Annotated in this window: 20 protein-coding genes and 10 tRNA genes; 8 read left to right on the top strand and 22 right to left on the bottom strand. The window is 38.5% G+C overall.

All coding sequences use genetic code 11. The features are described from left to right. Complete coding sequence (locus LOS73_RS15590) at positions 1-477, top strand: FKBP-type peptidyl-prolyl cis-trans isomerase (protein WP_033028514.1); 477 nt, start codon at positions 1-3, stop codon at positions 475-477. 304 nt (positions 478-781) lie between these two features. After that, complete coding sequence (locus LOS73_RS15585) at positions 782-1,309, top strand: hypothetical protein (RefSeq protein ID WP_033029109.1); 528 nt, start codon at positions 782-784, stop codon at positions 1,307-1,309. Positions 1,310-1,330: 21 nt separating this feature from the next. Here the strand turns inward: LOS73_RS15585 and LOS73_RS15580 are convergent, their stop codons facing one another. Continuing rightward, the gene (locus tag LOS73_RS15580) at positions 1,331-1,855 is read right to left on the bottom strand and encodes a CIA30 family protein (protein WP_457933949.1); all 525 of its coding nucleotides are present in this window, start codon (positions 1,853-1,855) and stop codon (positions 1,331-1,333) included. 407 nt (positions 1,856-2,262) lie between these two features. Continuing rightward, the gene (locus tag LOS73_RS15575; protein ID WP_457933948.1) at positions 2,263-2,592 is read right to left on the bottom strand and encodes an AraC family ligand binding domain-containing protein; all 330 of its coding nucleotides are present in this window, start codon (positions 2,590-2,592) and stop codon (positions 2,263-2,265) included. 309 nt (positions 2,593-2,901) lie between these two features. On the opposite strand from LOS73_RS15575, the gene LOS73_RS15570 reads away from it, so the two are divergent. After that, on the top strand, positions 2,902-4,275 hold the full coding sequence (locus LOS73_RS15570; RefSeq protein WP_457933947.1) for an MATE family efflux transporter: 1,374 nt from the start codon (positions 2,902-2,904) through the stop codon (positions 4,273-4,275). Between the two features lie 65 nt (positions 4,276-4,340). Here LOS73_RS15570 and LOS73_RS15565 read toward each other — a convergent pair whose 3' ends face one another. Both LOS73_RS15565 and LOS73_RS15560 read right to left on the bottom strand, forming a co-directional pair. Further along, complete coding sequence (locus LOS73_RS15565; protein ID WP_457933946.1) at positions 4,341-4,889, bottom strand: hypothetical protein; 549 nt, start codon at positions 4,887-4,889, stop codon at positions 4,341-4,343. A gap of 17 nt (positions 4,890-4,906) precedes the next feature. Next, positions 4,907-5,482: a hypothetical protein gene (locus tag LOS73_RS15560; protein WP_050482476.1), complete on the bottom strand. Its 576-nt coding sequence runs from the start codon at positions 5,480-5,482 to the stop codon at positions 4,907-4,909. A gap of 235 nt (positions 5,483-5,717) precedes the next feature. Between LOS73_RS15560 and LOS73_RS15555 the strand changes: the two genes are divergently transcribed. The 3 genes from LOS73_RS15555 (at position 5,718) to LOS73_RS15545 (ending at position 9,491) form a co-directional block, all read left to right on the top strand. Beyond that, complete coding sequence (locus LOS73_RS15555; RefSeq protein ID WP_033040993.1) at positions 5,718-6,728, top strand: RDD family protein; 1,011 nt, start codon at positions 5,718-5,720, stop codon at positions 6,726-6,728. Between the two features lie 74 nt (positions 6,729-6,802). Next, complete coding sequence (locus tag LOS73_RS15550; RefSeq protein WP_033040991.1) at positions 6,803-7,054, top strand: type II toxin-antitoxin system Phd/YefM family antitoxin; 252 nt, start codon at positions 6,803-6,805, stop codon at positions 7,052-7,054. Between the two features lie 133 nt (positions 7,055-7,187). Continuing rightward, positions 7,188-9,491 carry a P-loop NTPase fold protein gene (locus LOS73_RS15545; protein WP_198022422.1) on the top strand — a complete coding sequence of 768 codons (2,304 nt, stop codon included), beginning with the start codon at positions 7,188-7,190 and terminating at the stop codon, positions 9,489-9,491. A 70-nt stretch (positions 9,492-9,561) separates the two neighbouring features. Here LOS73_RS15545 and lnt read toward each other — a convergent pair whose 3' ends face one another. From lnt to miaB, 5 genes are read right to left on the bottom strand one after another with little or no spacing between them, the layout of a single operon-like run. Further along, complete coding sequence (lnt, locus tag LOS73_RS15540) at positions 9,562-11,124, bottom strand: apolipoprotein N-acyltransferase (RefSeq protein WP_457933945.1); 1,563 nt, start codon at positions 11,122-11,124, stop codon at positions 9,562-9,564. Next, entirely contained in the window at positions 11,105-11,989 is an 885-nt protein-coding gene (gene corC / locus LOS73_RS15535; protein WP_007378276.1) for a CNNM family magnesium/cobalt transport protein CorC, read from the bottom strand. The genes lnt and corC overlap by 20 nt, the downstream gene beginning before the upstream one ends. 22 nt (positions 11,990-12,011) lie before the next feature. Then, complete coding sequence (ybeY, locus tag LOS73_RS15530; RefSeq protein WP_457933944.1) at positions 12,012-12,470, bottom strand: rRNA maturation RNase YbeY; 459 nt, start codon at positions 12,468-12,470, stop codon at positions 12,012-12,014. A 4-nt stretch (positions 12,471-12,474) separates the two neighbouring features. Beyond that, positions 12,475-13,533 carry a PhoH family protein gene (locus LOS73_RS15525; RefSeq protein ID WP_457933943.1) on the bottom strand — a complete coding sequence of 353 codons (1,059 nt, stop codon included), beginning with the start codon at positions 13,531-13,533 and terminating at the stop codon, positions 12,475-12,477. A 50-nt stretch (positions 13,534-13,583) separates the two neighbouring features. After that, positions 13,584-15,032: a tRNA (N6-isopentenyl adenosine(37)-C2)-methylthiotransferase MiaB gene (gene miaB / locus LOS73_RS15520; RefSeq protein ID WP_007378278.1), complete on the bottom strand. Its 1,449-nt coding sequence runs from the start codon at positions 15,030-15,032 to the stop codon at positions 13,584-13,586. Positions 15,033-15,276: 244 nt separating this feature from the next. Here miaB and LOS73_RS15515 point away from each other — a divergent pair, with 244 nt between their 5' ends. Next, the gene (locus LOS73_RS15515) at positions 15,277-16,458 is read left to right on the top strand and encodes an FAD-dependent monooxygenase (protein ID WP_306725148.1); all 1,182 of its coding nucleotides are present in this window, start codon (positions 15,277-15,279) and stop codon (positions 16,456-16,458) included. 193 nt (positions 16,459-16,651) lie between these two features. Further along, positions 16,652-18,241 (top strand): putative bifunctional diguanylate cyclase/phosphodiesterase, encoded by a 1,590-nt coding sequence (locus tag LOS73_RS15510; protein ID WP_457933942.1) that lies wholly within the window; start codon positions 16,652-16,654, stop codon positions 18,239-18,241. Between the two features lie 5 nt (positions 18,242-18,246). Here the strand turns inward: LOS73_RS15510 and LOS73_RS15505 are convergent. The 13 genes from LOS73_RS15505 to LOS73_RS15445 form a co-directional block, all read right to left on the bottom strand. Continuing rightward, positions 18,247-18,321: transfer RNA gene (locus tag LOS73_RS15505), tRNA-Gln, on the bottom strand. Positions 18,322-18,360: 39 nt separating this feature from the next. Next, a tRNA-Leu gene (locus LOS73_RS15500) sits at positions 18,361-18,445 on the bottom strand. Between the two features lie 71 nt (positions 18,446-18,516). Further along, positions 18,517-18,591 (bottom strand) — tRNA-Gln (locus LOS73_RS15495). A 39-nt stretch (positions 18,592-18,630) separates the two neighbouring features. After that, positions 18,631-18,715, bottom strand: a tRNA-Leu gene (locus LOS73_RS15490). A gap of 71 nt (positions 18,716-18,786) precedes the next feature. Beyond that, positions 18,787-18,861 (bottom strand) — tRNA-Gln (locus tag LOS73_RS15485). Between the two features lie 40 nt (positions 18,862-18,901). Then, positions 18,902-18,986, bottom strand: a tRNA-Leu gene (locus tag LOS73_RS15480). 87 nt (positions 18,987-19,073) lie between these two features. After that, a tRNA-Met gene (locus tag LOS73_RS15475) sits at positions 19,074-19,150 on the bottom strand. Positions 19,151-19,155: 5 nt separating this feature from the next. After that, a tRNA-Gln gene (locus LOS73_RS15470) sits at positions 19,156-19,230 on the bottom strand. A gap of 39 nt (positions 19,231-19,269) precedes the next feature. Further along, positions 19,270-19,354 (bottom strand) — tRNA-Leu (locus LOS73_RS15465). A 45-nt stretch (positions 19,355-19,399) separates the two neighbouring features. After that, positions 19,400-19,476, bottom strand: a tRNA-Met gene (locus tag LOS73_RS15460). A 455-nt stretch (positions 19,477-19,931) separates the two neighbouring features. Next, positions 19,932-21,023, bottom strand: coding sequence for a redox-regulated ATPase YchF (gene ychF / locus LOS73_RS15455; protein WP_182753487.1), 1,092 nt, complete (start codon positions 21,021-21,023; stop codon positions 19,932-19,934). 53 nt (positions 21,024-21,076) lie between these two features. Then, the gene (pth, locus tag LOS73_RS15450; protein ID WP_033029079.1) at positions 21,077-21,661 is read right to left on the bottom strand and encodes an aminoacyl-tRNA hydrolase; all 585 of its coding nucleotides are present in this window, start codon (positions 21,659-21,661) and stop codon (positions 21,077-21,079) included. A gap of 19 nt (positions 21,662-21,680) precedes the next feature. Then, positions 21,681-22,292 (bottom strand): 50S ribosomal protein L25/general stress protein Ctc, encoded by a 612-nt coding sequence (locus LOS73_RS15445; protein WP_033029113.1) that lies wholly within the window; start codon positions 22,290-22,292, stop codon positions 21,681-21,683. Positions 22,293-22,358: the final 66 nt, after the last annotated feature.

Genomic DNA, 22,358 nt, shown 5'->3' with positions numbered 1-22,358 from the left:
ATGATCAATATAATTTTGGCGGTGGTTATCGCCATTTTTTGTTTTTTAATATTTCAAAATAGTAAAAAAGCAAAACAACAAGCAGGCATAAATGCGCAAATAGGGGCAGATTACTTAGCCGCTAATTCAAAAGTAGAAGGTATAGTAGAAACAGCTTCTGGCTTACAGTACAAAGTAATGCATAAAGGTGAGAGTGAAAACACACCAAGCTCAACAAGTATGGTTAACGTGCATTATCATGGCACGCTAATCGACGGCACTGTGTTTGACAGCTCAGTAGAGCGTAAAACACCGATTAGTTTTGGTTTGCACCAAGTGATTAAAGGTTGGACCGAAGGCCTACAATTGATGAGCCCAGGCGATAAATACACGTTTTATGTACCGCATCAATTAGCGTATGGCGAAAAACGTGTAGGCAGTATTCCACCTGCCTCAGTACTTATTTTTGAAGTAGAGTTACTGGCAATTGAGCCGTAATACCAACCTGCATAAATACTTGAACAATTTAACGAATTAAATTGCACTATAACGTTGTTAAAAATTTTCTATTTAGAACAACTAGATACAAAAATTTTTGCCTAGTTCTAGCGTAATTTTCTTAACGTTAAATAGACTTCATATATAAGCAGATTGGTATAATTTGATTCAAAGTAATTAATTGCTAAAGCCCTACTTTAATAAAGTGGGGCTTTTTGCTTTTAGCTAACAATAAAATTTACTCAAGGATTTTAATACGAGGTCGATACCTATAAAAGAGGTAAGCTATTTTAGGGACAAAATAATGAAGATTTCAGCGGCTCCCATTCCATACCAAGTACATAGCTCAAATACTCAACCTTTAGCGCAATCAGATAAACTAGCTGTTGAAAAAGGAAGTGAGGAAGAGAATGAGGAAGAGCCAAAATATGTGTTATCAAAGTTTTTAGATACCAAAGCGCAAAAATACAGTGAAGATAACGCAACATTTGGCGATCAGTATAAAAATCTCGAAAAAGTATATAAACACTTCACTGGGCGAGTTATTGCGCTGCAAGAACAAATTAATAAACTTAAACAAAGCCCCGTACAACGTAGTTTAACTATAAATACTTCAGCAAGTGAGCTAGATGAAAGTGATGCGAGTTTAACTTTAGACGCTGAGCACCTAGGTTCTAAAAAATATAAAAACACGCAACAGCAAGAGCAAATAGATATGTTAGAGCTGCAATTAGGGGAGTTAAAATCAGAGCAAGCGGCAATAAAGCAACAAATGGTTGAGCTGGTTATTAGTGAAATGAAAAGGCGGGGCGATCACGACTATACTGTATAGCGCCACTAACATGCTGGTGGGTTAGCTTTTAAATTCGATTTTACTCACTTCAAGTTTAAATTTACCTTCTTGCTTACCTGCAATCATAAAGCCTAGCTGTTTTATATCATTAAAATCAATAATAGGCTGTTGCTCAAGCACTCGTCCGCGATACGTTAAAGTAAAATCACTCGGGGTAAAGTTGATTTCTACCCATTCGCTTTTTATTGTTTTAAATGAGTGGGTGTACGCTGCGCCATCAAGGTAAGTAGTTGTTCTGAGCCTAAGCTGATAGATTTGCCCATCGCCTTTAACACGCAGCGCTATAGTTTTTGAGTTTTGACCTTGCGTGTCAATTTCGGTACGTATTGATGCAAAACCGCCATTATTAGCAAGCGAAACATTGCCTGTAAACAGCAAGCTATCTTGTGTTTTTGTTACTTGGCTATTAGATACGCCGCCCATTACAGAGTCGTTAATAACATACCATTGTTGATTTGCATTGGCCTCGCTTGTCGCTAAGACTAAGTTAAATACAAACAGTGACGAAAGCTGTTTAGTGGTCATGGTCGATCCTAATGAATTAACACTTTATTGATACGACTAAAAATATTAATAGTTCACAATGCTGAAAATTAAAAACTAGTATTGATATGCGCGAAATAACTTACTTTTATTTGATTAAGTCAATTTTGTTCAATACCAGCCTCTATTTAATGTAGATACTCACCATCAGTTTGAATTAATTAGAAAGTGAACCATGACTTTATCTTTAATTATGTCAATGTCGTTATTTGCATTAGCTGCGTCTTTATCGTCAGGGCCAGTTAATTTAACCTGAACTGTGGATAATAAATCTATCTCGAGCAGCTATTTTCAGCGCTAACTGCGTTGAATTTACTTGCAATAGGCCAGCTATTGACGCGCAAATTCGCCTTGTTTTCACTGAAAATCTCTGGCTAGAGAAAATAATTTTAAATATCACCATGATTCAATATGTCAGTAAATCTCTTAACCAGTGCAGCACTTGGGTTTAGAAGACAGCTTATTCGACATAAGGTTTCGCAAACTAAAACAAACTGCTGGTAAAATACAGGGGTTGTTAATGTATCAGGTTGGCTATTACACCAGTGGTTACTTGCCCTTATATTAAACTTAACAAGCAATTGAGCTAACCAACTTTTATCTACATGCATCATATAATAAGCCCAGGGCGAGTTTTGGTTGGGGTTGCATGCGTGTACAGCATCAGGGTTCATTAGCACTAAAGTGCCTTTATCTATTTGGTAAAGTTTGTCTTCCAAATAAATTCACTTTGGCCCTCTAAAATAGCACCAATTGATCACTGAGCATGAGAATGGGCGGCGTAAGTTACTTTTCGACCATCCAAGACTTGCCTTAGTTCTACATAAGGTAGGGCGCTATCTCGCCAAAAAAGAGGGTATGTTGAATGAATAATAATGAATCATTTAATGAAGACTTACAGCCAGTATAGCAAAGTTGTAGTATGAAATTCACGCTATATAAAACACCTTTCCATAACTATTAAAAGTATGCTTAATTGCATGCAACTTGTTATGATAACTATTCTTATTAATGGTTAGGATGATAATATGCATGATCTGACTCGTGGCTCGATACCCAAGCATTTAATCCAAATGGCTATTCCTATGATGATAGGAATGATAATTCAAACATTGTATTTTTTAGTTGATTTATATTTTGTAGGTAATTTAGGTGGAAATGCTTTAGCAGGACTCAGCTTAGCAGGTAATGCAATGTTTTTAATTTTTGCACTCACGCAAATTCTAAATGTGGGAACAACCGCGTTGATTTCTCATGCAGCGGGTCGAAAAGATGCCAAAGATGCAAATGCAGTGTTTAATCAAAGTATGATGCTGGCTAGCTTCATGGCCTTGGTTGTCATGTTTTTAGGTTATTTAGGGTCTGATACATACTTAACTAGCATCTCAACAGACCTTGCAACAATTGAAGCGGGACAACGTTATTTGCATTGGTTTTTGCCGGGTATGGCATTGCAGTTTCCTTTAGTTGCAGTTAGTGCTGCATTAAGAGGAGCCGGTATTGTTAAGCCAACTATGTTGATTCAAACCTTGTCTATTATCGTCAATATTATTTTATCTCCTATTTTAATTATAGGTTGGGGAACTGACTTTCCAATGGGTATAGCCGGAGCTGGGTTGGCAAGTACTATTTCGGTAGTTGTTACGGTAGTAATGCTATGCGTATACTTTGTTAAGGCTGAAAAGTTCGTTACCTTTAAAGTCAGTTTATGGCGCGTAGATAGCGCTATTATAAAGCGCTTATTAGGGATTGGATTACCCGCAGGAGGTGAATTCTTTTTAATGTTTGCATATATGGGGTTAATTTATTGGTTAATTCAACATTTTGGACCTGAAGCCCAAGCTGGCTTTGGTTTAGGTTCTCGCATCATGCAGTCATTGTTTTTACCTGCAATGGCAATTGCGTTTGCTGCACCAGCCGTCGCGGGTCAAAATTTTGGTGCAAAGCAATTTGACCGTGTCCGAGAAACCTTTTTTTGGTCAGCCCTAATGACCTGTAGTTTAATGGCAGTGTTAAGCGTAGTTTGCTTTTTTATTCCAGAATTACTAGTGCAAGGGTTCTCTGATGATCAAAATGTTATTTTAGTTGCAGCTACATTTTTACAAATTATTTGTATTAACTTTATTCCTACGGGCATAGTGTTTACGTGTTCGGGGCTATTTCAGTCTCTCGGTAACACACTCCCTTCACTTTATAGTACTACACTGCGGATTATTTTATTTGTTTTACCAGCTCTTTTATTAAGCCAAATGGATGGCTTTAATTTAACGCAATTGTGGTATTTATCGGCAAGCACAGTTGTTGTTCAGGCAGTTATTAGTTTTATGTTATTACGCAGAGAGTTTAGGTATCGCTTACCTAAAAGTGAGCCTATTGATGAGCGCTTAGTAATTTTAAAGTAAATAAATTTATGTAATATAAAAAAGGAGCTGTATGAAATCATAAAGCTCCTTTTTAGTTTATTTATTTACTTTATTGAAGCTATAAATTCTTCATCAGCGTATAGATTCGTAAGCAATTTTTGAACTAATTCTACATAACTTCGCTGCCCGTTTGGTATTGCAATTGCTCCGAGAAAAGAAGAGTCGAAAGTGTGTTCGGCAGATATTACCTTATCAAATAAAGTAATATCGCCATCTGATACAGTAAATTTAACTTTTATAAACGCACTGCCTTCAGAGAAACCTGTTACATCAATGTCTTGCTCAATTACTTTTCCCGAGACTTGCTTTGTTGCAACGCCAGACCATAGTTTTGCTAGTTTCAATTCTTGTATCAAAGCGCTCTCAATATATTCACCATAGCTTTTGCCTACTGATGAAACAAGAGGTGAGCCTCGAAGCGATATCTTATTTAATTTTTTTTCAGATTCAATTTTTCCGACTGAGACTGGTGTATTAGACTCTTCTTTTAGTTTAGAAACGTTGCTGATATCTGCACTATAAGGTGGAACTTGAATGGTACATGCACTTAAAAATAAAGCCGAGATTAAACCCAGTGAACTTTTATAATTCATTTTATTTCGGTCCTTATTTATAAGTTTGATTGATCAAGCTCTACAACTAGTTTGTTGAATGCTTCTTCTGTTGCACGTTTTGCAGATAAAGAAAAATCATTTTTAAACTCATCAAATTCAGCTTTGCCAAAACCTTTAACTTCACTATTCCATGCTATATCGCCATTGTTATTTAAAGTTTTACAGTTTAGCGTGAAAGTAAATTCTGTAGGAGGCCATGTGAATAAGCTATCTGAGCTAGATTCCGTTGTTATTGTCGGTATGAATACATACTCAATTTTTTTATCTTTTAAAAATGCACTATTAGTTAATGATTCAAGCTTATAAACGTTCTCAAATTTATTAGAAAGCACAGTATACAGTGCTGCTTCTGTGTCTTTATAAGGTTTGTAACTAACATTATCGCCACCACCGCCAGGTGTTTTTACTTGCTTTTTTATATCATCTTCAGAAATATAATAACCTACAGCTGATGCTGATTTATTTTCTGTAACTTGAAGTTTTTCAGTGTCTGGATTTAAACTTATTTGGTGGGCACAGCCACTCAAAATAAGGACAGAAAACAAGAAAAACACGTTAGTTAATAACTTCAAAATATACTCCATGTATTTAATTTTAAGGATGAAAGAAATTCGAGCGTTAATATATGTTCAATAGGTACATTTGTAAATGATGTTAACCTAAAGTTTGTAATTTGAGGCTTATATTTCCTTTTATCCAATTGGCCGAGACGATGCTTTTAGTAAATTGGGGTAAAAGTTAATGTTGAGCAAAAAATAAAAAACGCGTAAGTTAACCGGGTTACCTATTTTAATAACAAGAAAATAAATGAAAGCCAAAGAGATAGAACAATTAGAATTGTCGAATTCTGAAACCAGAGAAGTGATTACCCCCTACGCCTTTAAAATTGACAGTGCTTTACTGGGCTTGCCTTTAGCTACGCCAATCCGGCGTGCACTAGCTATTATTATTGATGTAGCACTGATATTTTTAGCAGCCAAGCTCAGCGCGGCTTTAATAGCATTTGTTGCTGCAATGGCCTTTTATAAAGGCACGGCTCAGCAATACCTTCCAAAAATGTCGAATGTGTGGCGAAGAATTTTAAAAATAACGGCAGCAAGTATTTTATTTGTAAGCGCACTTACTGTGCTTTCAATTGGCATTGATTACCTAGAAGGCGATAACGCTGATCAAGGTTTAGCTGTTCAGGGCGTAAAAATACAAGATGAAATTCAGCTTTCCGCCACAGAAAAACAACGGGTAAATACTTATTTAGCGCAAACAGCCGATGAAAGCTGTGAGCAACCTTGCCAACAAAACGCGTTTGATAATTTAATTGGGCAAGTTCCCAAATTAGCAGAAATGGACGACCTACAAAGCCCACAACTTGCTACCCTACTTTTACAGCTATTAGTGGTCAGTGAAAATAACGAAATAAAGCCTGCACAGTTAATAGAAGAAAAACCTGCACAAACAACCACAAACAGTATTTTGCAGTGGAGCAAGGGCATTATTCAAGACCTAGGCCTTGGCTTTGGTTGGGCCGCCGTATATTTTACGTTGTTCTCGTTATTATGGCGCGGACAAACCCCAGGTAAAAAAGTATGTAATATTCGCGTAGTAGCGCTAAGCGGTGAACCATTAGGTTTATTAGATTGCTTTGGCCGATATGGCGGCTACGGCGCCGGTTTTGCCACGGGCTTATTAGGCTTTTTACAAGTGTATTGGGACCCAAACAGGCAAGCCATTCAAGATAAAATATCAGCGACAGTGGTTATTAAAGGTAACTTGAATCAAGTTGTAAATGTTGAAACGGTAGAAGATGCAGTGAAAGAGTAAAGTAATTATAAAAATATACAGATTGAGTTAAAAAACTTAAAATTAAGTACAGGTTTAACTTTATCAGGTGTTTTATGAAAGCGTTATTAGCTGATGGTTCAGCAAGTATTTCAGAACTGAGAAAAAATCCAATTGGGCTCTTAAATAAAGCTGGTGGAAAGAGCATCGAAATTTCGAAATATAATAAGACAGTTGCTTATTTAGTTCCTGCACAATTGTATGAGTTGATAATGGATCAGCTTGATGACTATGAATTAGCTAAAATTATTGAAAGTCGTAGAGCTGATTTATCTCAGGAGATTGAAGTTAGCATTGATGACTTATAGCTCTTATCAATTGAATTACATTAATTAGAAAAAGCTAATGCTTAAAGTGACATAAAGTAGCTCAGACTATTTTTCTGTTTATATTAGGGCGTGTTAGCATATAAAAAAGTAAATATTGAGTACATGGATGAATATGGTCACTTTTTCTCGTTATACGACATTAATTTTATATGGTGTTATTACCTATATTTTGTTTTTAATTATGTCTTCAGTAACCATTATTCAAGAATTGTTGCTCGCTTGGACTAATCTTCTTCAAAAAACATTTAATACTTCAAATTTCACACCTTTGTATGGTTACGCTACATTATTATTTTTAGCAGGCTTAGCCGTAAACAAAATTGCAGATAGCTTTTCTATCTATAATTCAAAAAGGTATTGGCAATTTAATTGGCGGTATCCTTCGCTAATGCTATCTGTAACATGCACTATTGCTATTTGGTTGTTTTTTGAATCTAAAGCAACTGGTTCTGTGGTTAGTTTAGAGTTAGTACTCTTATACTTACCTCTTATAGTCGGGTTAGTATTTTTACCTGTATTAGAACTTTTTAAAACTCGTACTAAACCTAATAAACCAAAAAATAATGCTTCAACGCGGCATATTGCTAAACAAATTGAAAAAACTTTATGCGATAAGAAAAATCAAGCGAAGAGTAAGCGCATTTTAATATGTGGAGCTTTTGGTGTCGGGAAAACAACGGCAATAAATTTAGCAGTTGATAAACTAAAAAATAAAAAAGAACTGCCTAAATTAGTTCACTGTAATATTGATCTGTGGGGTGTTGAAGCTGAATCTATTATCCAATATGTATTGGATGAAGTGCTAATAGCACTTAGTACTGAAATTGATATGTGTAAGTTCCGTTCTTTACCGTCGCACTATATTTCAGCTATGAATGCAGGTAATACGTCTTCTAAAATATTTGCAGCGTTTATGCATAAACCTACATCTCCTGATGCACTTTTAAAAAGCTTAAGTGATGTTATTAATGCAGCAAATTTAAGGTTATTAGTAACGGTTCAAGATCTCGACCGTAATGCAAAGGCGCTAGACAGTCTTCATGCGCTTGCTGGTCTGCTAGATCGATTAGAAGAACTGCAAGGTATAGATTATATTTTTGCAGGTGAAAACCGCCCAGAGTTTTCAGATACGTTACTACGTATTTGCCCAATCCGATTTGACTTTTCTATCCCCAATTTTACTGAGGAAATAAACGAGTTAGAAAATGAGTTAATAGATGCAGATATGAAAAACTATTATCAAAAAATTCTTTTGGGTCAATATATACCTGGGTGCCCACAACTCATTAATCAATTGTTACCTTCATTTAGGGCTTTACACACTCTTGAAGAACAAATTAAACCTATTTGGCAGACGTTAGGTGGTGAAGTATTATTTTACGACTTTGTTTTACTTCAGGCATTGAAAAATAATAGCCCAGCTATTTACGATGCACTAATAGTGTTATTAAATAAAAAGTCCTTTAAAAGCCAACCATTAACTAAATTTATTGCAGATAACTTTTCTCGGGAAGATAATTTAGATAAAGAACTTATAAAAAGTTGTTTAGTTCACTTTGGCTTAATTGATATTTTTATTAATGAGAAAAGTAACGAAATATGCGTTTCAAAAGATAACCCGCCTGCTCATGTTTTATCATTTTATAAACACGAGCATATAAGTAGCTCATTAATCGAAGGCAGACTTACAGCGAAAAAGCTTAAACAAAGGCACGTTTTTAAAACGTTGAATGAAATTTCTAGTGGTGATAGCCGTATTATTAAAAACCAAGCAATTACTGACTTATGTGCCGCTGTGGAAGATAATGAGACTTCTGGTTTTTGGCTTGAGTCAATCAAGTATTATGGTTGGCATATTCTTTACAATGAAATTAAAGATGAAGTGACCGTTATGCAATTATTTGAAAAAGCGATTAATGTTCGGTCATCAAGGAAATCTTTAGAACTTCTAACATCATTTGCTGTAAGAGGCTATGATGTTGACTCAAGTAGCGCATTTGTTAAATACCTTTTTTCAGAAAGGATAATAAACGACTTATTTGAGCAACGTACCTCTTTTAAACATGGAACCTTGTTTGCACTATTAAAAATTTATAAGGGCTTTAGCGGTGAACAGAGAGATTATAAAATCCCTATGAATAATCTTATTTTACAATTTATTGATGGCAAGGATCCTGTCAGCGAAGCTAATTTGCTGTATTTATTCTTAAACTGTCACGACGATATTCCTGATTTAGTCAGTGCTTTAGATAAAGCAACTCTAAATAAAGTACACGCTTTGATCAAAAATATTAAATCAAAAAACACCCGTGTGATTTATAGTCAAATAGTTGATAGACCAGAAGTAAGCGAAAGTAAATTTGAAGGTCTAAAAAATGATGCACTGAAGTTTATATCGGAAATGTTAAAACTTTAGTTTCAATTAATTGAGGCAGCTATTTTAGCTTGAAATTAAAGCGCGATAATTATCTTACCGCGCTTTAATCTTAAGTGTTTATTTTATCTTTCAGTTTTACCCCAACCCCTAAAGCACCGAGCAACACCACAAATCCCCATACAAACATGTTTCCGTATTGGCTGTACACGCTGTCGCCTTGTATAAGCTTTATATCGGCTTTCATGGTTGCAGCTTCAAACTGTGGCATAGTTTGTTGTGTGTGGCTTATTGGGTCGTATACGGCGCTTACACCATTGTTGGTAACGCGTACCAGCGGGCGTTGTAGTTCGAGCGCGCGCATGCGAGCTATTTGCATGTGTTGCAATGGCCCAATAGAGTCACCAAACCAGGCGTCGTTACTTACGGTAAAAAGTAGGTCTGAGTCGCTTTTGTAGTTACCGCGTACTAAATCGGCAAATACTATTTCGTAGCAAATGGCGGGTAGCAGGTTATAGCCATTGGCGCGTAAGTTGTTTTGTACTTTATCACCACGGGTAAACGACGACATAGGTAAATCAAATAGTGGTGCTATTGGGCGCAATATATCTTGAAACGGTACAAATTCGCCAATAGGGAGTAGCTGATGCTTGCGATAGCGGTTTTTGTCTAAATAGCGATAGTGGCCCTGATCGTCGTTGTGCTCTTTATTACCGACCACAATAAGGGTGTTGTAAATGGTTTTAGTGTCTAGTTGATAGTCAACAATACCGGTTACAAGGGCGGTTTTATTAAACGAGGCGGCACTGTCTAAATTGGCTAGGTAGGAATCGGCAAGCATTTCTATTTCAGGCACTGCGGCTTCTGGCCATACTATTAAGTCGGCATCCCAATGTGGGCGCGTCATATCTTGGTATTTGCTCATTGTGGTCCAAAACTCACTTGGCTCAAAGCGCAAGTGTTGCTGTATGTTGCCTTGTACAAGCAATACTGACATGTTTTTATCAGTGTAATGAATACTGCCTGTGGTGTTTGCACCTGTAAAAATAAGCGCAACAGCAGAGGCAGTAAGTGCTGGGGTTTTAATATCTTTTTGGGTAAGTCTATACAGTGCAAAGCCAATAGCGACACAGGTAAGTGTTAAGCCAAACTCGCCAATATAAGGGGCAAGCAGCCTAAAAGGTCCGTCAGTTTGTGTATAGCCAAAACTTAACCACGGGAAACCGGTAAGTACAGTGCCACGTAAATACTCACTAATTGCAAAGCAGGCAATTAGTGATGCGCCAAAGCTTTTAGGGCCTGTGGCAAAGCGAGTAGTTGCCCAAAAGGCAAGGGCTGGGAATAACGCTAAGTATGAACACAGTAAGGCCATTAACGAGAGCGACGCAATAAGCGGCATGCCGCCAAAGGTGGCAATAGAAACATGTACCCAGCTTATACCTGCACCAAACCAGCCTAGGCCAAATATAAAGCCATACTTAGCGGCGCTTTTTGCGTGTGCTTTACCGGTATTATTTGGGTTGATGCAAAAAATTATGGCTGCAAGGCTAATAAATACGATGGGCCAAATTTCAAAGGGGGCATAGCCAAAAGTTAAAATAAGGCCCGCAACGAGTGCGAGCCATGCTTTTTTATCTTTTGCTAATACGGTAAGCCTAGTTAGCAGTTTCTTCAATGTCGTTATCATCAGCCTTAGGAACGGTGACTTGCAGTTGCAAAATACGACGATTGTCGGCGTTGGTTACTTTAAATTGGTAACCTTCTATATCAATCGTTTCACCACGACTTGGCATATGGCCAAATGCGTGCAGTACAGTCCCGCCAATAGTGTCGGCTTCGTCTGTGCTGTAACCTGTTTTAAAGTGCTCGTTAAAGTCATCTACAGGTGTGAGTGCTTGCACTACGTGAACATGTTTAGCAAGTTGACGAATATCTTGATGTTCTTCTTCTTCGTCGTGCTCATCTTCGATTTCGCCAACAATTATTTCAAGAATATCTTCAATCGTTACTAAGCCCGATACGCCGCCATATTCGTCAATAACAACGGCCATATGGTAGCGTTGCTGACGAAATTCATTTAGCAATGTATCAACACGTTTGCTTTCTGGCACTACCATAGCTGGGCGTAAATAATCGCGTATTGATGGTAAGTGCTCGTCTTTATTTAAGATAAGCGGTAGCAAATCTTTAGCGAGTAAAAAACCTTCTACATGGTCTTTGTCTTCAATCACCACTGGAAAACGTGAGTGAGTTGAATCGACCATCATTGGAATTAGCTCTTCAAGCGGGCTGTCGATCTCAAGAGTGATCATTTGTGAGCGCGGAACCATTATGTCTCGCACTTTAAGCTCAGACACGCCAAGCACACCTTCTATCATCTCTTTTGTTTCTGGATCGATTACGTCTCGTTCTTGCGCATCGGCAATAACTTCGACCAGCTCTTCTCTATTCTGGGGTTCCCCTTGCAACATTTGGGCTATTCTACCCAACCACGTTTTGCCAGAAGAACCCTGGCTAGATTGCGAGTTACCGTCGCTCATTGCGTCTAATTGCTCCGTTAATTTAAATTTCGTCCCGGTATGGGTCTGCTATGTTTAGCTCTGCAAGTAATTGCTTTTCTATGCTTTCCATCTCAAAAGCATCTTCACTCTTTATATGGTCAAATCCAATCAAATGCAAGCATCCGTGAATAACCATGTGAGCAAAGTGATCATGAAATGACTTTTCTTGCTCAATTGCTTCAGCTAATACAATGGCTGGGCAAATAATTAAATCACCAACCAAAGGAATATCTATTCCGGGTGGTGCTTCAAATTCAAACGACAGTACGTTGGTTGGTTTATTTTTACCGCGATAGTCGTTATTAAGTTGTTGCGATTGCGCTTCGTCGCTAATAACGATGCTGAGTTCTGACTCGTCACGGTATTGGCTAAGGGCTTTGTCGGCCCACAGTGCAAATTGTTCTTCGCTTGGGAGGTTGTCAAACTCACAGGCTATTTGTAAATCAAGTTCGGTTGTCAAAGTATTACTCTTTAGTAGTAGGCTGTTGAAGAGCTGCAAGTGCGTCTTTTGCATTTTGCTTTTCAATGCGCTTAAGTCGCTCGCTTTCGTCGTTACGCTCGTAGGCTTCAACTATGCGTGCTACAACAGGGTGGCGTACTACGTCGTGGGCTTTGAAGTAGTTAAAGCTAATTTCGTTTACGCCATCAAGCACTTCAATTGCATGGCGAAGGCCTGAGCGTGTGCTACGAGGTAAATCGACCTGTGTAATATCGCCTGTAATCACCGCTTTTGAGTTAAACCCTATACGGGTTAAAAACATTTTCATTTGCTCGGCGGTGGTATTTTGGCTTTCATCTAAAATAATAAAGGCATCGTTTAAAGTACGTCCGCGCATGTAAGCAAGCGGGGCGACTTCGATGATATTTTTTTCGATGAGTTTTTCTACTCTTTCAAAACCTAGCATTTCAAAAAGCGCATCGTAAAGAGGGCGCAGGTATGGGTCTATTTTTTGACTTAAATCGCCTGGTAAAAAGCCAAGCTTTTCGCCCGCTTCTACAGCAGGACGCGTTAATAATATGCGGCGTATTTCTTGGCGCTCAAGGGCGTCAACGGCGGCAGCAACTGCAAGGTAAGTTTTACCAGTACCAGCAGGGCCAATACCAAAGGTAATGTCGTGGTTTAAAATATTAGCCACATAAACACCTTGGTTGTCGTTACGTGGTTTAATAACACCACGGCGGGTTTTAATCACCATTTCTTTGCCATAAGCGCTGCTTGATGCATCTTGCTCTAAGGCTTTTGATTCGGTAATAGCTAAATGAACGGCGTCGGGTTCTATTTCGCCTAAAACACCACGCACTGGTTGAGTATCAACATAAAGGTTTTTTAAGATTTCTACAGCGCCGGCGCAGTTGTGTAGTTTACCGGTTACTTTAAAAAAGTTGTCACGGTGAATTATTTCAACAGCCAGGTGGCGTTCAATTTGTTTGATGTTTTCGTCAAACGGGCCACATAAAGAAGAAAGGCGTTTGTTATCGGCAGGTTCTAAATAAATCTCTAACGTTTTTAACTGATTACTCAAAATTGCTTCCTATCGTACTGCGCCAGCGTTAACTGGCGCTAATTGTGTGACTAAGGAACGAAAGTAGCTACGCCAATTTCGTTAACAGTGTCTGGTTTTGGCTCTGCAGCTGCAGCTTTAGTTAAAATAGCTGAAGGAGCGACTTCACGTCGTAAGTTCATTTCTGATTCTGTACGAATTAAGTCACCACGTAAAGAGTTAGGCAGTGCTTCGGTAATACGTACATCAACAAACTGTCCGATCACTGTGTGCGGGCCAACAAAGTTTACTACACGGTTGTTTTCGGTACGGCCACGTAATTCCATTGGGTTCTTCTTAGAAGGACCTTCAACAAGGATACGTTGCTCTGTATCGAACATTTGACGGCTAATTTGCTGCGCCATTTGTGTAATACGGTTTTGTAGTAAGTATAAGCGTTCTTTTTTCTCTTGCTCTGTTACGTCATCTGGCAAATCTGCCGCTGGCGTACCTGGGCGCGCACTGTAAATAAAGCTAAAGCTCATATCAAAACCAATGTCGCTAATAAGCTTCATGGTTGCTTCAAAGTCTTCTTTACTTTCGCCTGGAAAACCAATAATGAAATCTGACGACATGCTTAGGTTAGGGCGAATTTTACGTAACTTACGAATTGTCGATTTGTATTCAATTGCCGTATGGCCACGTTTCATCAGGTTTAATATACGGTCTGAACCACTTTGTACTGGTAGGTGTAAGTGATCTACAAGCTCTGGTACATCGGCGTAAACCTCAATGATGTCTGGGGTAAATTCTACCGGGTGCGATGTGGTGTAACGAATACGGTCAATACCATCAATAGCTGCTATAAGACGAATTAAATCAGAGAAGTAACAAATTTCGCCATCGTGCGTATCGCCGCGGTATGCGTTTACGTTTTGACCTAAAAGATTTACTTCACGTACGTTTTGCTCAGCAAGCTGTGCAATTTCAAGTAATACGTCATCGACTGGGCGACTAACTTCTTCGCCGCGAGTATAAGGTACAACACAAAAAGTACAGTATTTAGAACAGCCTTCCATAATTGATACAAATGCAGATGGGCCATCAGCTTTTGGCTCTGGCAGGCGGTCAAATTTTTCAATCTCTGGGAATGAAATATCAACTACCGATGAGCCTTTGTCGCCCTGCACTTGTTTAATCATTTCTGGTAAACGGTGTAGTGTTTGTGGGCCAAAAATAACATCTACAAATGGCGCTCGTTGACGAATAGAGTCACCTTCTTGTGAGGCAACACACCCACCTACACCAATTATTAAATCTGGCTTGTCGTCTTTTAACAACTTCCAACGACCTAATTGGTGAAATACTTTTTCTTGTGCTTTTTCACGAATTGAACAGGTGTTAAGTAAGATTACGTCGGCATCTGTTGCATCTTCAGTTAGCTGGTAGCCGTTAGTGGCATCTAAAAGTTCAGCCATTTTCTGAGAGTCGTATTCGTTCATCTGACAACCCCAGGTTTTAATATGCAGCTTTTTGCTCATTGAAATATAGCCTCGTGTTCAATTCGATAGTGGCACAAAAATGTGCTTGAAACAGGATTAAGGAGCAAGCATGCTCACTTAAAGGACGCGTATTTTAGCTGGATACCCGCCCAGATCCAAGTATAGTTTTCATGTTTGTGATCTCAAATCAATACGAGGCCAGTTTAATGTGCTGTTAGGGATATCCTCTGGTATAAAACAAATTAATTTTGATACAATCAAAACAGACTCAAGTAATAATAAAATGATGAAAAACATGACTAAAAATAATGTGATAGTGGTTGGTGGGGGCATGGTTGGCGCGGCTATGGCGATAAAGCTTGCCCAGCAAGGCTTTGGCGTTCGCATAATCGAAAAACACCTAATAGACCCATCACAGCTTCTTAGTAGTGATAAGGTGGATATTAGAGTGTCGGCTATTAATCGTTTTTCAGAAAATTTGCTTGATGAATTAGGTGCCATGCCGCTTTTAAGACAAAACCGCATAGCGCCTTATCAACAATTAGAGGCTTTTGAGCGCGGTGGTGACAATTTGTTATTTGATTGCGCCGATATAAACACCACGCATTTAGGTCATTTGATTGAAAATAATTTAATTCAAGCCTGTTTGTGGCAGCAATTTGCACAATACAATATTGAAGTTATTGAGCAAGCCACACCGATTACTAAAATAGAGCAAACCAGTGATTTAATTACGCTTGAGTATGGAGCTCAAACCTATACCGCTGATTTAGTAATTGCAGCCGATGGTGGGCAGTCGCAATTGCGTGATAAGGCGAATATTGGTATTACGGGGTGGCAGTACCAGCAGCATTGCATGGGGGTGTTAATTAAACTCGATGCGCCGCAACAAATTAAAACCTGGCAGCAGTTTACGCCAAGTGGGCCACTCGCATTTTTGCCAATGCAGGCACCGTACGCTAATTTAATTTGGTACGACGATGCAAATACACTGCAAGCATTTAAAGGGCTAAGCCCAACTCAGTTAAAAACGCACATACTTAATAAATTTCCAGAGCTTGCTGGAGACTTTGAAGTACAAACCCATGCGATATTTCCGCTTACTCGCCAACATGCTAACAACTATTCGCAAGGGCGTTTGGTTTTAGTGGGCGACGCTGCACATACAATTAATCCGCTTGCAGGGCAGGGTGTAAATTTAGGTTTTCAGGACGTAGTGGCACTTGCTGAGGTTTTAGACAATGCTGGGGATATAGGGTGCCCGTTAATGCTTAAAGAATATGAGCGAGCTCGCCGTAAGGCTAATTTGTTAATGATGAGCATGATGGATGCCTGTTACTTTGGCTTTTCTAACCAAGTAGCGCCGCTTAAATGGGCACGTAGCCAGTTTTTAAAAATGGCTAATAATACAGGGCCAATAAAAAACTGGGTGTTAAAATATGCCATTAGCGGAGAGCTAAGTTAGTTTCTAAAAAGATTACCCCCTAATAAAGCGATTAACAATGCTGTTAATCGCGCCCTTAAAAGTTATAACCTCTTCATAAAACAACAATCATATTTGGTAAGTGGGCTACCCTGAGCTTTTTAATGTATTTTATTTCGTTATTAGATTTATTAGCCATACTAAATGTATAACAAATTGCATTTAAAGAGTGTCTGTGGATAAGCCATTTATTTTTATGATTATAGTAGGGATATTACTGTTAACTGTAAGTATCAAACCAACAATACAAGTATGCAAAAAAACGAATCGGTTTGCATGGAGCTTATTGCTTATTTTAATTGTGCTGTTTATTTTTGGCTACTGTTGGGTACTTTATTATTTTACTTTTTATGGTGGTGAACCGTTTGTAGCAACTAGTGTTTCATTTATTTTAGTTGGTGGCGGCACATTTGTGTATTTAGTTGTTAGGTTAAGCCTCAAAAGTATCTTAGAGCTAGAGCGATCAGCTCAACACCAACAATTTCTAGCTGAACACGATAGTTTAACTAACCTACCTAAACGTAAAAAATTCTTTAATGTACTCAATGAGAACATAGAATATAACCAACCTTTCATTTTGTTTTTAATAGATTTAAATAACTTTAAACGTGTAAACGATACTTATGGAAATAATTTTGGGGATTTGTTGTTGTGTGCATTTTCCAAAACATTAAGCCAACACTTATCCGAGATTGCTAAGTTATATAGAATTGGGGGAGATGAATTTGCATTGCTTTTAAACTCAGCCACTCAGGATAAGTATGATTTATGTATTCAATTAATAAATAAGTCAGTACAAAAACCTTTTTTAATTTATGAACAAACTATACGCGTTAAGCTAAGAATTGGAGTGAGCTATTACCCCAAACATAGTATGCAAACTAACGAACTATTCAAACAGGCTGATTTAGCGCTGCATGAAGCAAAAAAGACACAGCAACAGAGTGTTATTTATTGTAAGGATTTGAGCATTAGGGCGGATAATTTATTTGATATGTCCTTACTTATAAAGCAAGCATTGAAAAATGAAGAGTTTGAGCTTTATTTACAACCAATATTTTCTTCTAACCTTAATGAAATGCATGGAGCTGAAGCATTAATACGCTGGCCACAAAGTGATGGTTCATTTATTAGCCCTGAGGTGTTTATTAAAACAGCTGAGCAAATGGGGTTAATTTTAAATATTTCCAAGTGGGTGGTGTTAGAAACTATAAATCATTTAAAGTCGTTAAAAGCTTTGGGGTTTATCGGGGCTATTCACGTAAATTTATCAACAAGGGATTTAGAGAGCCAAGATTTTTATGAGCTTATTGAGCAATTAATCAGTGTCGATCCGACGTTGAGTGACTCAATAATTTTTGAAATCACAGAGGGTGCTATGATGACAAATATAGAAGCCGCTCGCACTATGATGTACAAGCTTAACGACCGCGGCTTTGAGTTTAGTGTAGATGATTTTGGGACTGGATTTTCTTCGTTATCATTACTAAGAGAGTTACCAATCAACCAAATAAAAATAGACCGGTCATTTATTAAAGATATGCTAACACAACCCGCTGACTATGCGATTGTAGAATCAACGTTATTTTTAGCTAGCAGACTTAATTGTAAAGTAGTGGCAGAGGGCATTGAAAATAAAGCGCTTAGAAATACACTCACAGCAATGAAATGTGATTATTTACAAGGGTATTATTATAGCAAACCTATTAAAATTAATGATTTTATACTGAAGTACTTAAATGAAGAAATAGGTGGGGTAGTTTAACAAATTGGCTGGGATACCAGGATTTGAACCTGGGAATGCCAGGATCAAAACCTGGTGCCTTACCGCTTGGCGATATCCCAACTATAAATTTGCATTAGTTTTAGTTCTTAATAAGAACATGGTGCGGAAGGAGAGACTTGAACTCTCACAACCTAAGTTACTGGAACCTAAATCCAGCGCGTCTACCAATTCCGCCACTCCCGCATCACTAATGTGCTCATTTAACCTCTAAGCTAGAGTAATTCTTTTATTCAACTTTCCTTGGTAGAAGAAGTTGGCTGGGATACCAGGATTTGAACCTGGGAATGCCAGGATCAAAACCTGGTGCCTTACCGCTTGGCGATATCCCAACAAAGAATTCTTTTATAATTTTAGTTCTTATCAGAACATGGTGCGGAAGGAGAGACTTGAACTCTCACATCCTAAGATACTGGAACCTAAATCCAGCGCGTCTACCAATTCCGCCACTCCCGCATCACTAATTTGCTCATTTAAACTCTAAGCAAGAGTTATTCTTTTATCCAACTTTCCTTGGTAGAAGAAGTTGGCTGGGATACCAGGATTTGAACCTGGGAATGCCAGGATCAAAACCTGGTGCCTTACCGCTTGGCGATATCCCAACAAAGAATTAATTGATATTTTTAGTTCGTATCAAGAACATGGTGCGGAAAGAGAGACTTGAACTCTCACAACCGAAGTTACTGGAACCTAAATCCAGCGCGTCTACCAATTCCGCCACTCCCGCATCGTTTGTGTTATAAAACACAGGTAGTTATTTTAGACTCTTCATTGAGTGCAATTTAACTCTTGCAGAGCCACTTCTAAAAAGAAATGGTGGCTAAGACGGGATTTGAACCTGTGACCCCATCATTATGAGTGATGTGCTCTAACCAGCTGAGCTACTTAGCCATTGTTGGCTGGGATACCAGGATTTGAACCTGGGAATGCCAGGATCAAAACCTGGTGCCTTACCGCTTGGCGATATCCCAACAATAACAATTGATAGTTTTAATTCTTATCAAGAATTATGGTGCGGAAGGAGAGACTTGAACTCTCACATCCTAAGATACTGGAACCTAAATCCAGCGCGTCTACCAATTCCGCCACTCCCGCACACAAGGTAGTTATTTTAAACTCTTCATTGAGCAACAAAAAATATGGTGGCTAAGACGGGATTTGAACCTGTGACCCCATCATTATGAGTGATGTGCTCTAACCAGCTGAGCTACTTAGCCATCTTTTTTTGTTAGCACTTCATCGCTGAGTGCGGGGCGTATTATGCTGATATGACCCAAATTCGTCAACACCTTTTTTGCAAAAAAACACTTAACTGTGTTTGTTTGCAGGAAAATTAAGCTAAGCGGCTAAATTTTAATAAAAATGATGATTTTTTGAGTGCAATTCACATACAAAATTTGTCGCTAAATAAAAAAAGCAAAAACCAATAGTTTGAAGGTGTTTGATTATTCAACAAATTATTACGCTCTGGTTAAATCTTAACATTAATTTGTTTAAGAGGTACTTATTATTGAGGTTTGATCTTCTGCTTAGGGTGTATTTTTAGATTAAACGTAGGCATTTAGGTTGTGGCTATGCCAATGTTATAAGTTTATAACGTTGGAGGTACAAAAAAGGCTCGTAAAAACGAGCCTTTAAAATTATTACCAATACTAATTTGGTTTCATTTGACTTATACGTTGAATAAGAAGTTCATTACATCGCCATCTTTAACAATGTACTCTTTACCTTCTTGACGCATCTTACCTGCTTCTTTTGCGCCGCTTTCACCTTTAAAGGCAACAAAGTCGTCAAAAGCAATCGTTTGCGCACGAATAAAGCCACGCTCGAAGTCGGTATGGATTTTACCCGCTGCTTGTGGCGCTGTTGCACCTACAGGGATTGTCCATGCACGCACTTCTTTAACACCCGCAGTGAAATAAGTTTGTAATTGTAGTAATTCATAACCACCACGAATAACAAGATTAAGGCCAGGCTCTTCTAAGCCAAGATCAGCCATAAACTCAAGCTTGTCTTCGTCATCTAATTCTGAAAGCTCAGATTCGATAGCAGCACATACAGGAACAACAATCGCATCTTCAGCTGCAGCAATAGCGCGTACACGGTCAAGGTATGGATTATTTTCAAAACCATCTTCAGCAACGTTTGCAATATACATAGTTGGTTTAATAGTTAAGAAGTTGATAGAGCTGATTGCTGCTTTTTCTTCTTTAGTTAATGCTAAAGCTCGTAAAGTTAAGCCTTCATCAAGATGTACTTTTACTTTTTCAAGTACGGCATTTTGCTCTTTGGCGTCTTTATCACCACCTTTTGCTTTTTTTGCGTTACGGAAAAGGGCTTTTTCAGCGCTATCCATATCAGCAAGTACTAACTCAGTGTTGATTACGTCAATATCGTCAGCAGGGTCAATAGTACCAGCTACGTGGATGATGTTTTCATCTTCAAAACAGCGAACTACGTGGCCAATTGCATCGGTTTCACGAATATTAGCTAAAAACTGGTTACCAAGGCCTTCACCTTTAGATGCGCCTTTTACTAATCCTGCAATGTCTACAAATTCCATACTAGTGGTAAGAATTCGTTGAGGATTAACAATTTTAGCAAGTTCGTCTAGACGAGGATCTGGCACAGGTACCACACCTGTATTAGGCTCAATGGTACAAAAAGGAAAGTTAGCGGCTTCAATACCCGCTTTAGTTAGTGCATTGAAAAGCGTTGATTTACCAACGTTAGGCAAGCCAACGATGCCACATTTAAAACCCATAGTAAGATACCTTGTTTAGAATTCGTTTAAACGGTGTACTTGGACCCAAGTTACTAGGGTTTAAACGAATGTAGTCTGTTTTGTGCTTTTAACACACCATCTTTTGCAAGCATTTCCATGCAACGAACTGCTTCATCAACAGCAGCATCCATTTTTTCTTGGTCTTCTTTGGCCGCTTTTCCAAGCACCCAACCAGTTACCATTTCACGATGCCCCGGATGACCTACACCAATGCGCAAGCGCATAAAGTCTTTTTGATTTGCCATTTTTGCAATAATGTCTTTTAAACCATTATGACCGCCATGCCCGCCGCCTTTTTTTAATTTGGCAACGCCTGGGTCTAAATCCAATTCGTCATGGGCAACTAAAATGTCCTCGACAGGGATTTTGAAAAAATTAGCTAAACTACTGACCGCTTTACCACTTAAATTCATGTAAGTAGTGGGGATCAATAATTTGAATTCTTGGCCTTGAATTATCACTTTGCCTGTAAGGCCGTGATACTTAGGATCGTGTTTTAGAGTGCAGTTATAGCGTGCAGCGATTTGCTCGATAAACCAAGCACCTGCATTGTGGCGTGTGTTTGCGTATTCGGGGCCTGGATTAGCCAGGCCCACAAGCATTTGAATAGAATTCAAGGTTGCGAGACCTTAAAAATTATTCTGCTGCTGCAGCGTCGTCTTCAACTGGAGCTGCTTTGTTTGCTTTGATAGTCAGGATAGACTGATCATGGCCTTCGCCTTTACCTAAATCTACAGAGCTAACGCCTTTAGGGAAAGTAAGGTCAGAAATATGAACAGAATCGCCAACAACAAACTTAGAAACATCTACTTCAATGAATTCTGGAAGTGCTTTTGGAAGACACGTAATTTCAACTTCAGTTAACTGGTGAACAACAGTTGCGCCAGCTTTAGTTACAATCTCTTCACCGATGAAGTGTAGAGGAACTTTAGTTTGAAATTTATGAGTAGCATCTACACGTTGGAAATCAAGGTGAGTAAGCTTAGGCTTGAATGGGTGACGTTGGATATCTTTTAAGATTACTTCAACAGCTTCGCCATCTACGTTAAGCGTAAGGATATGCGTGTAAAAGCCTTCGTCTTCTTGTGCTTTGATCATATCTTTATGAGCAAAAGTAAGTGATAAAGCTTCTTTATCAGCTCCGTAAAGGATTGCTGGAACTTTGTCTTCGCGACGTAGGCGGCGGCTCGCACCAGTACCAGTTTCTACGCGAAGTTCAGCGTTATAAGTGTAAGTTTTGTTAGACATGATGTCTCCAATAATTAAATGTGTAGGGCCTTTGCGACCAAGGACCCCAGCCAAAAGGCGCGCTAT

The organism is Pseudoalteromonas sp. SCSIO 43210, from assembly GCF_054133285.1.
The sequence above is the reverse complement of the archived record's forward strand: the minus strand, read 5'-3'. Positions and strand labels throughout refer to the sequence as shown.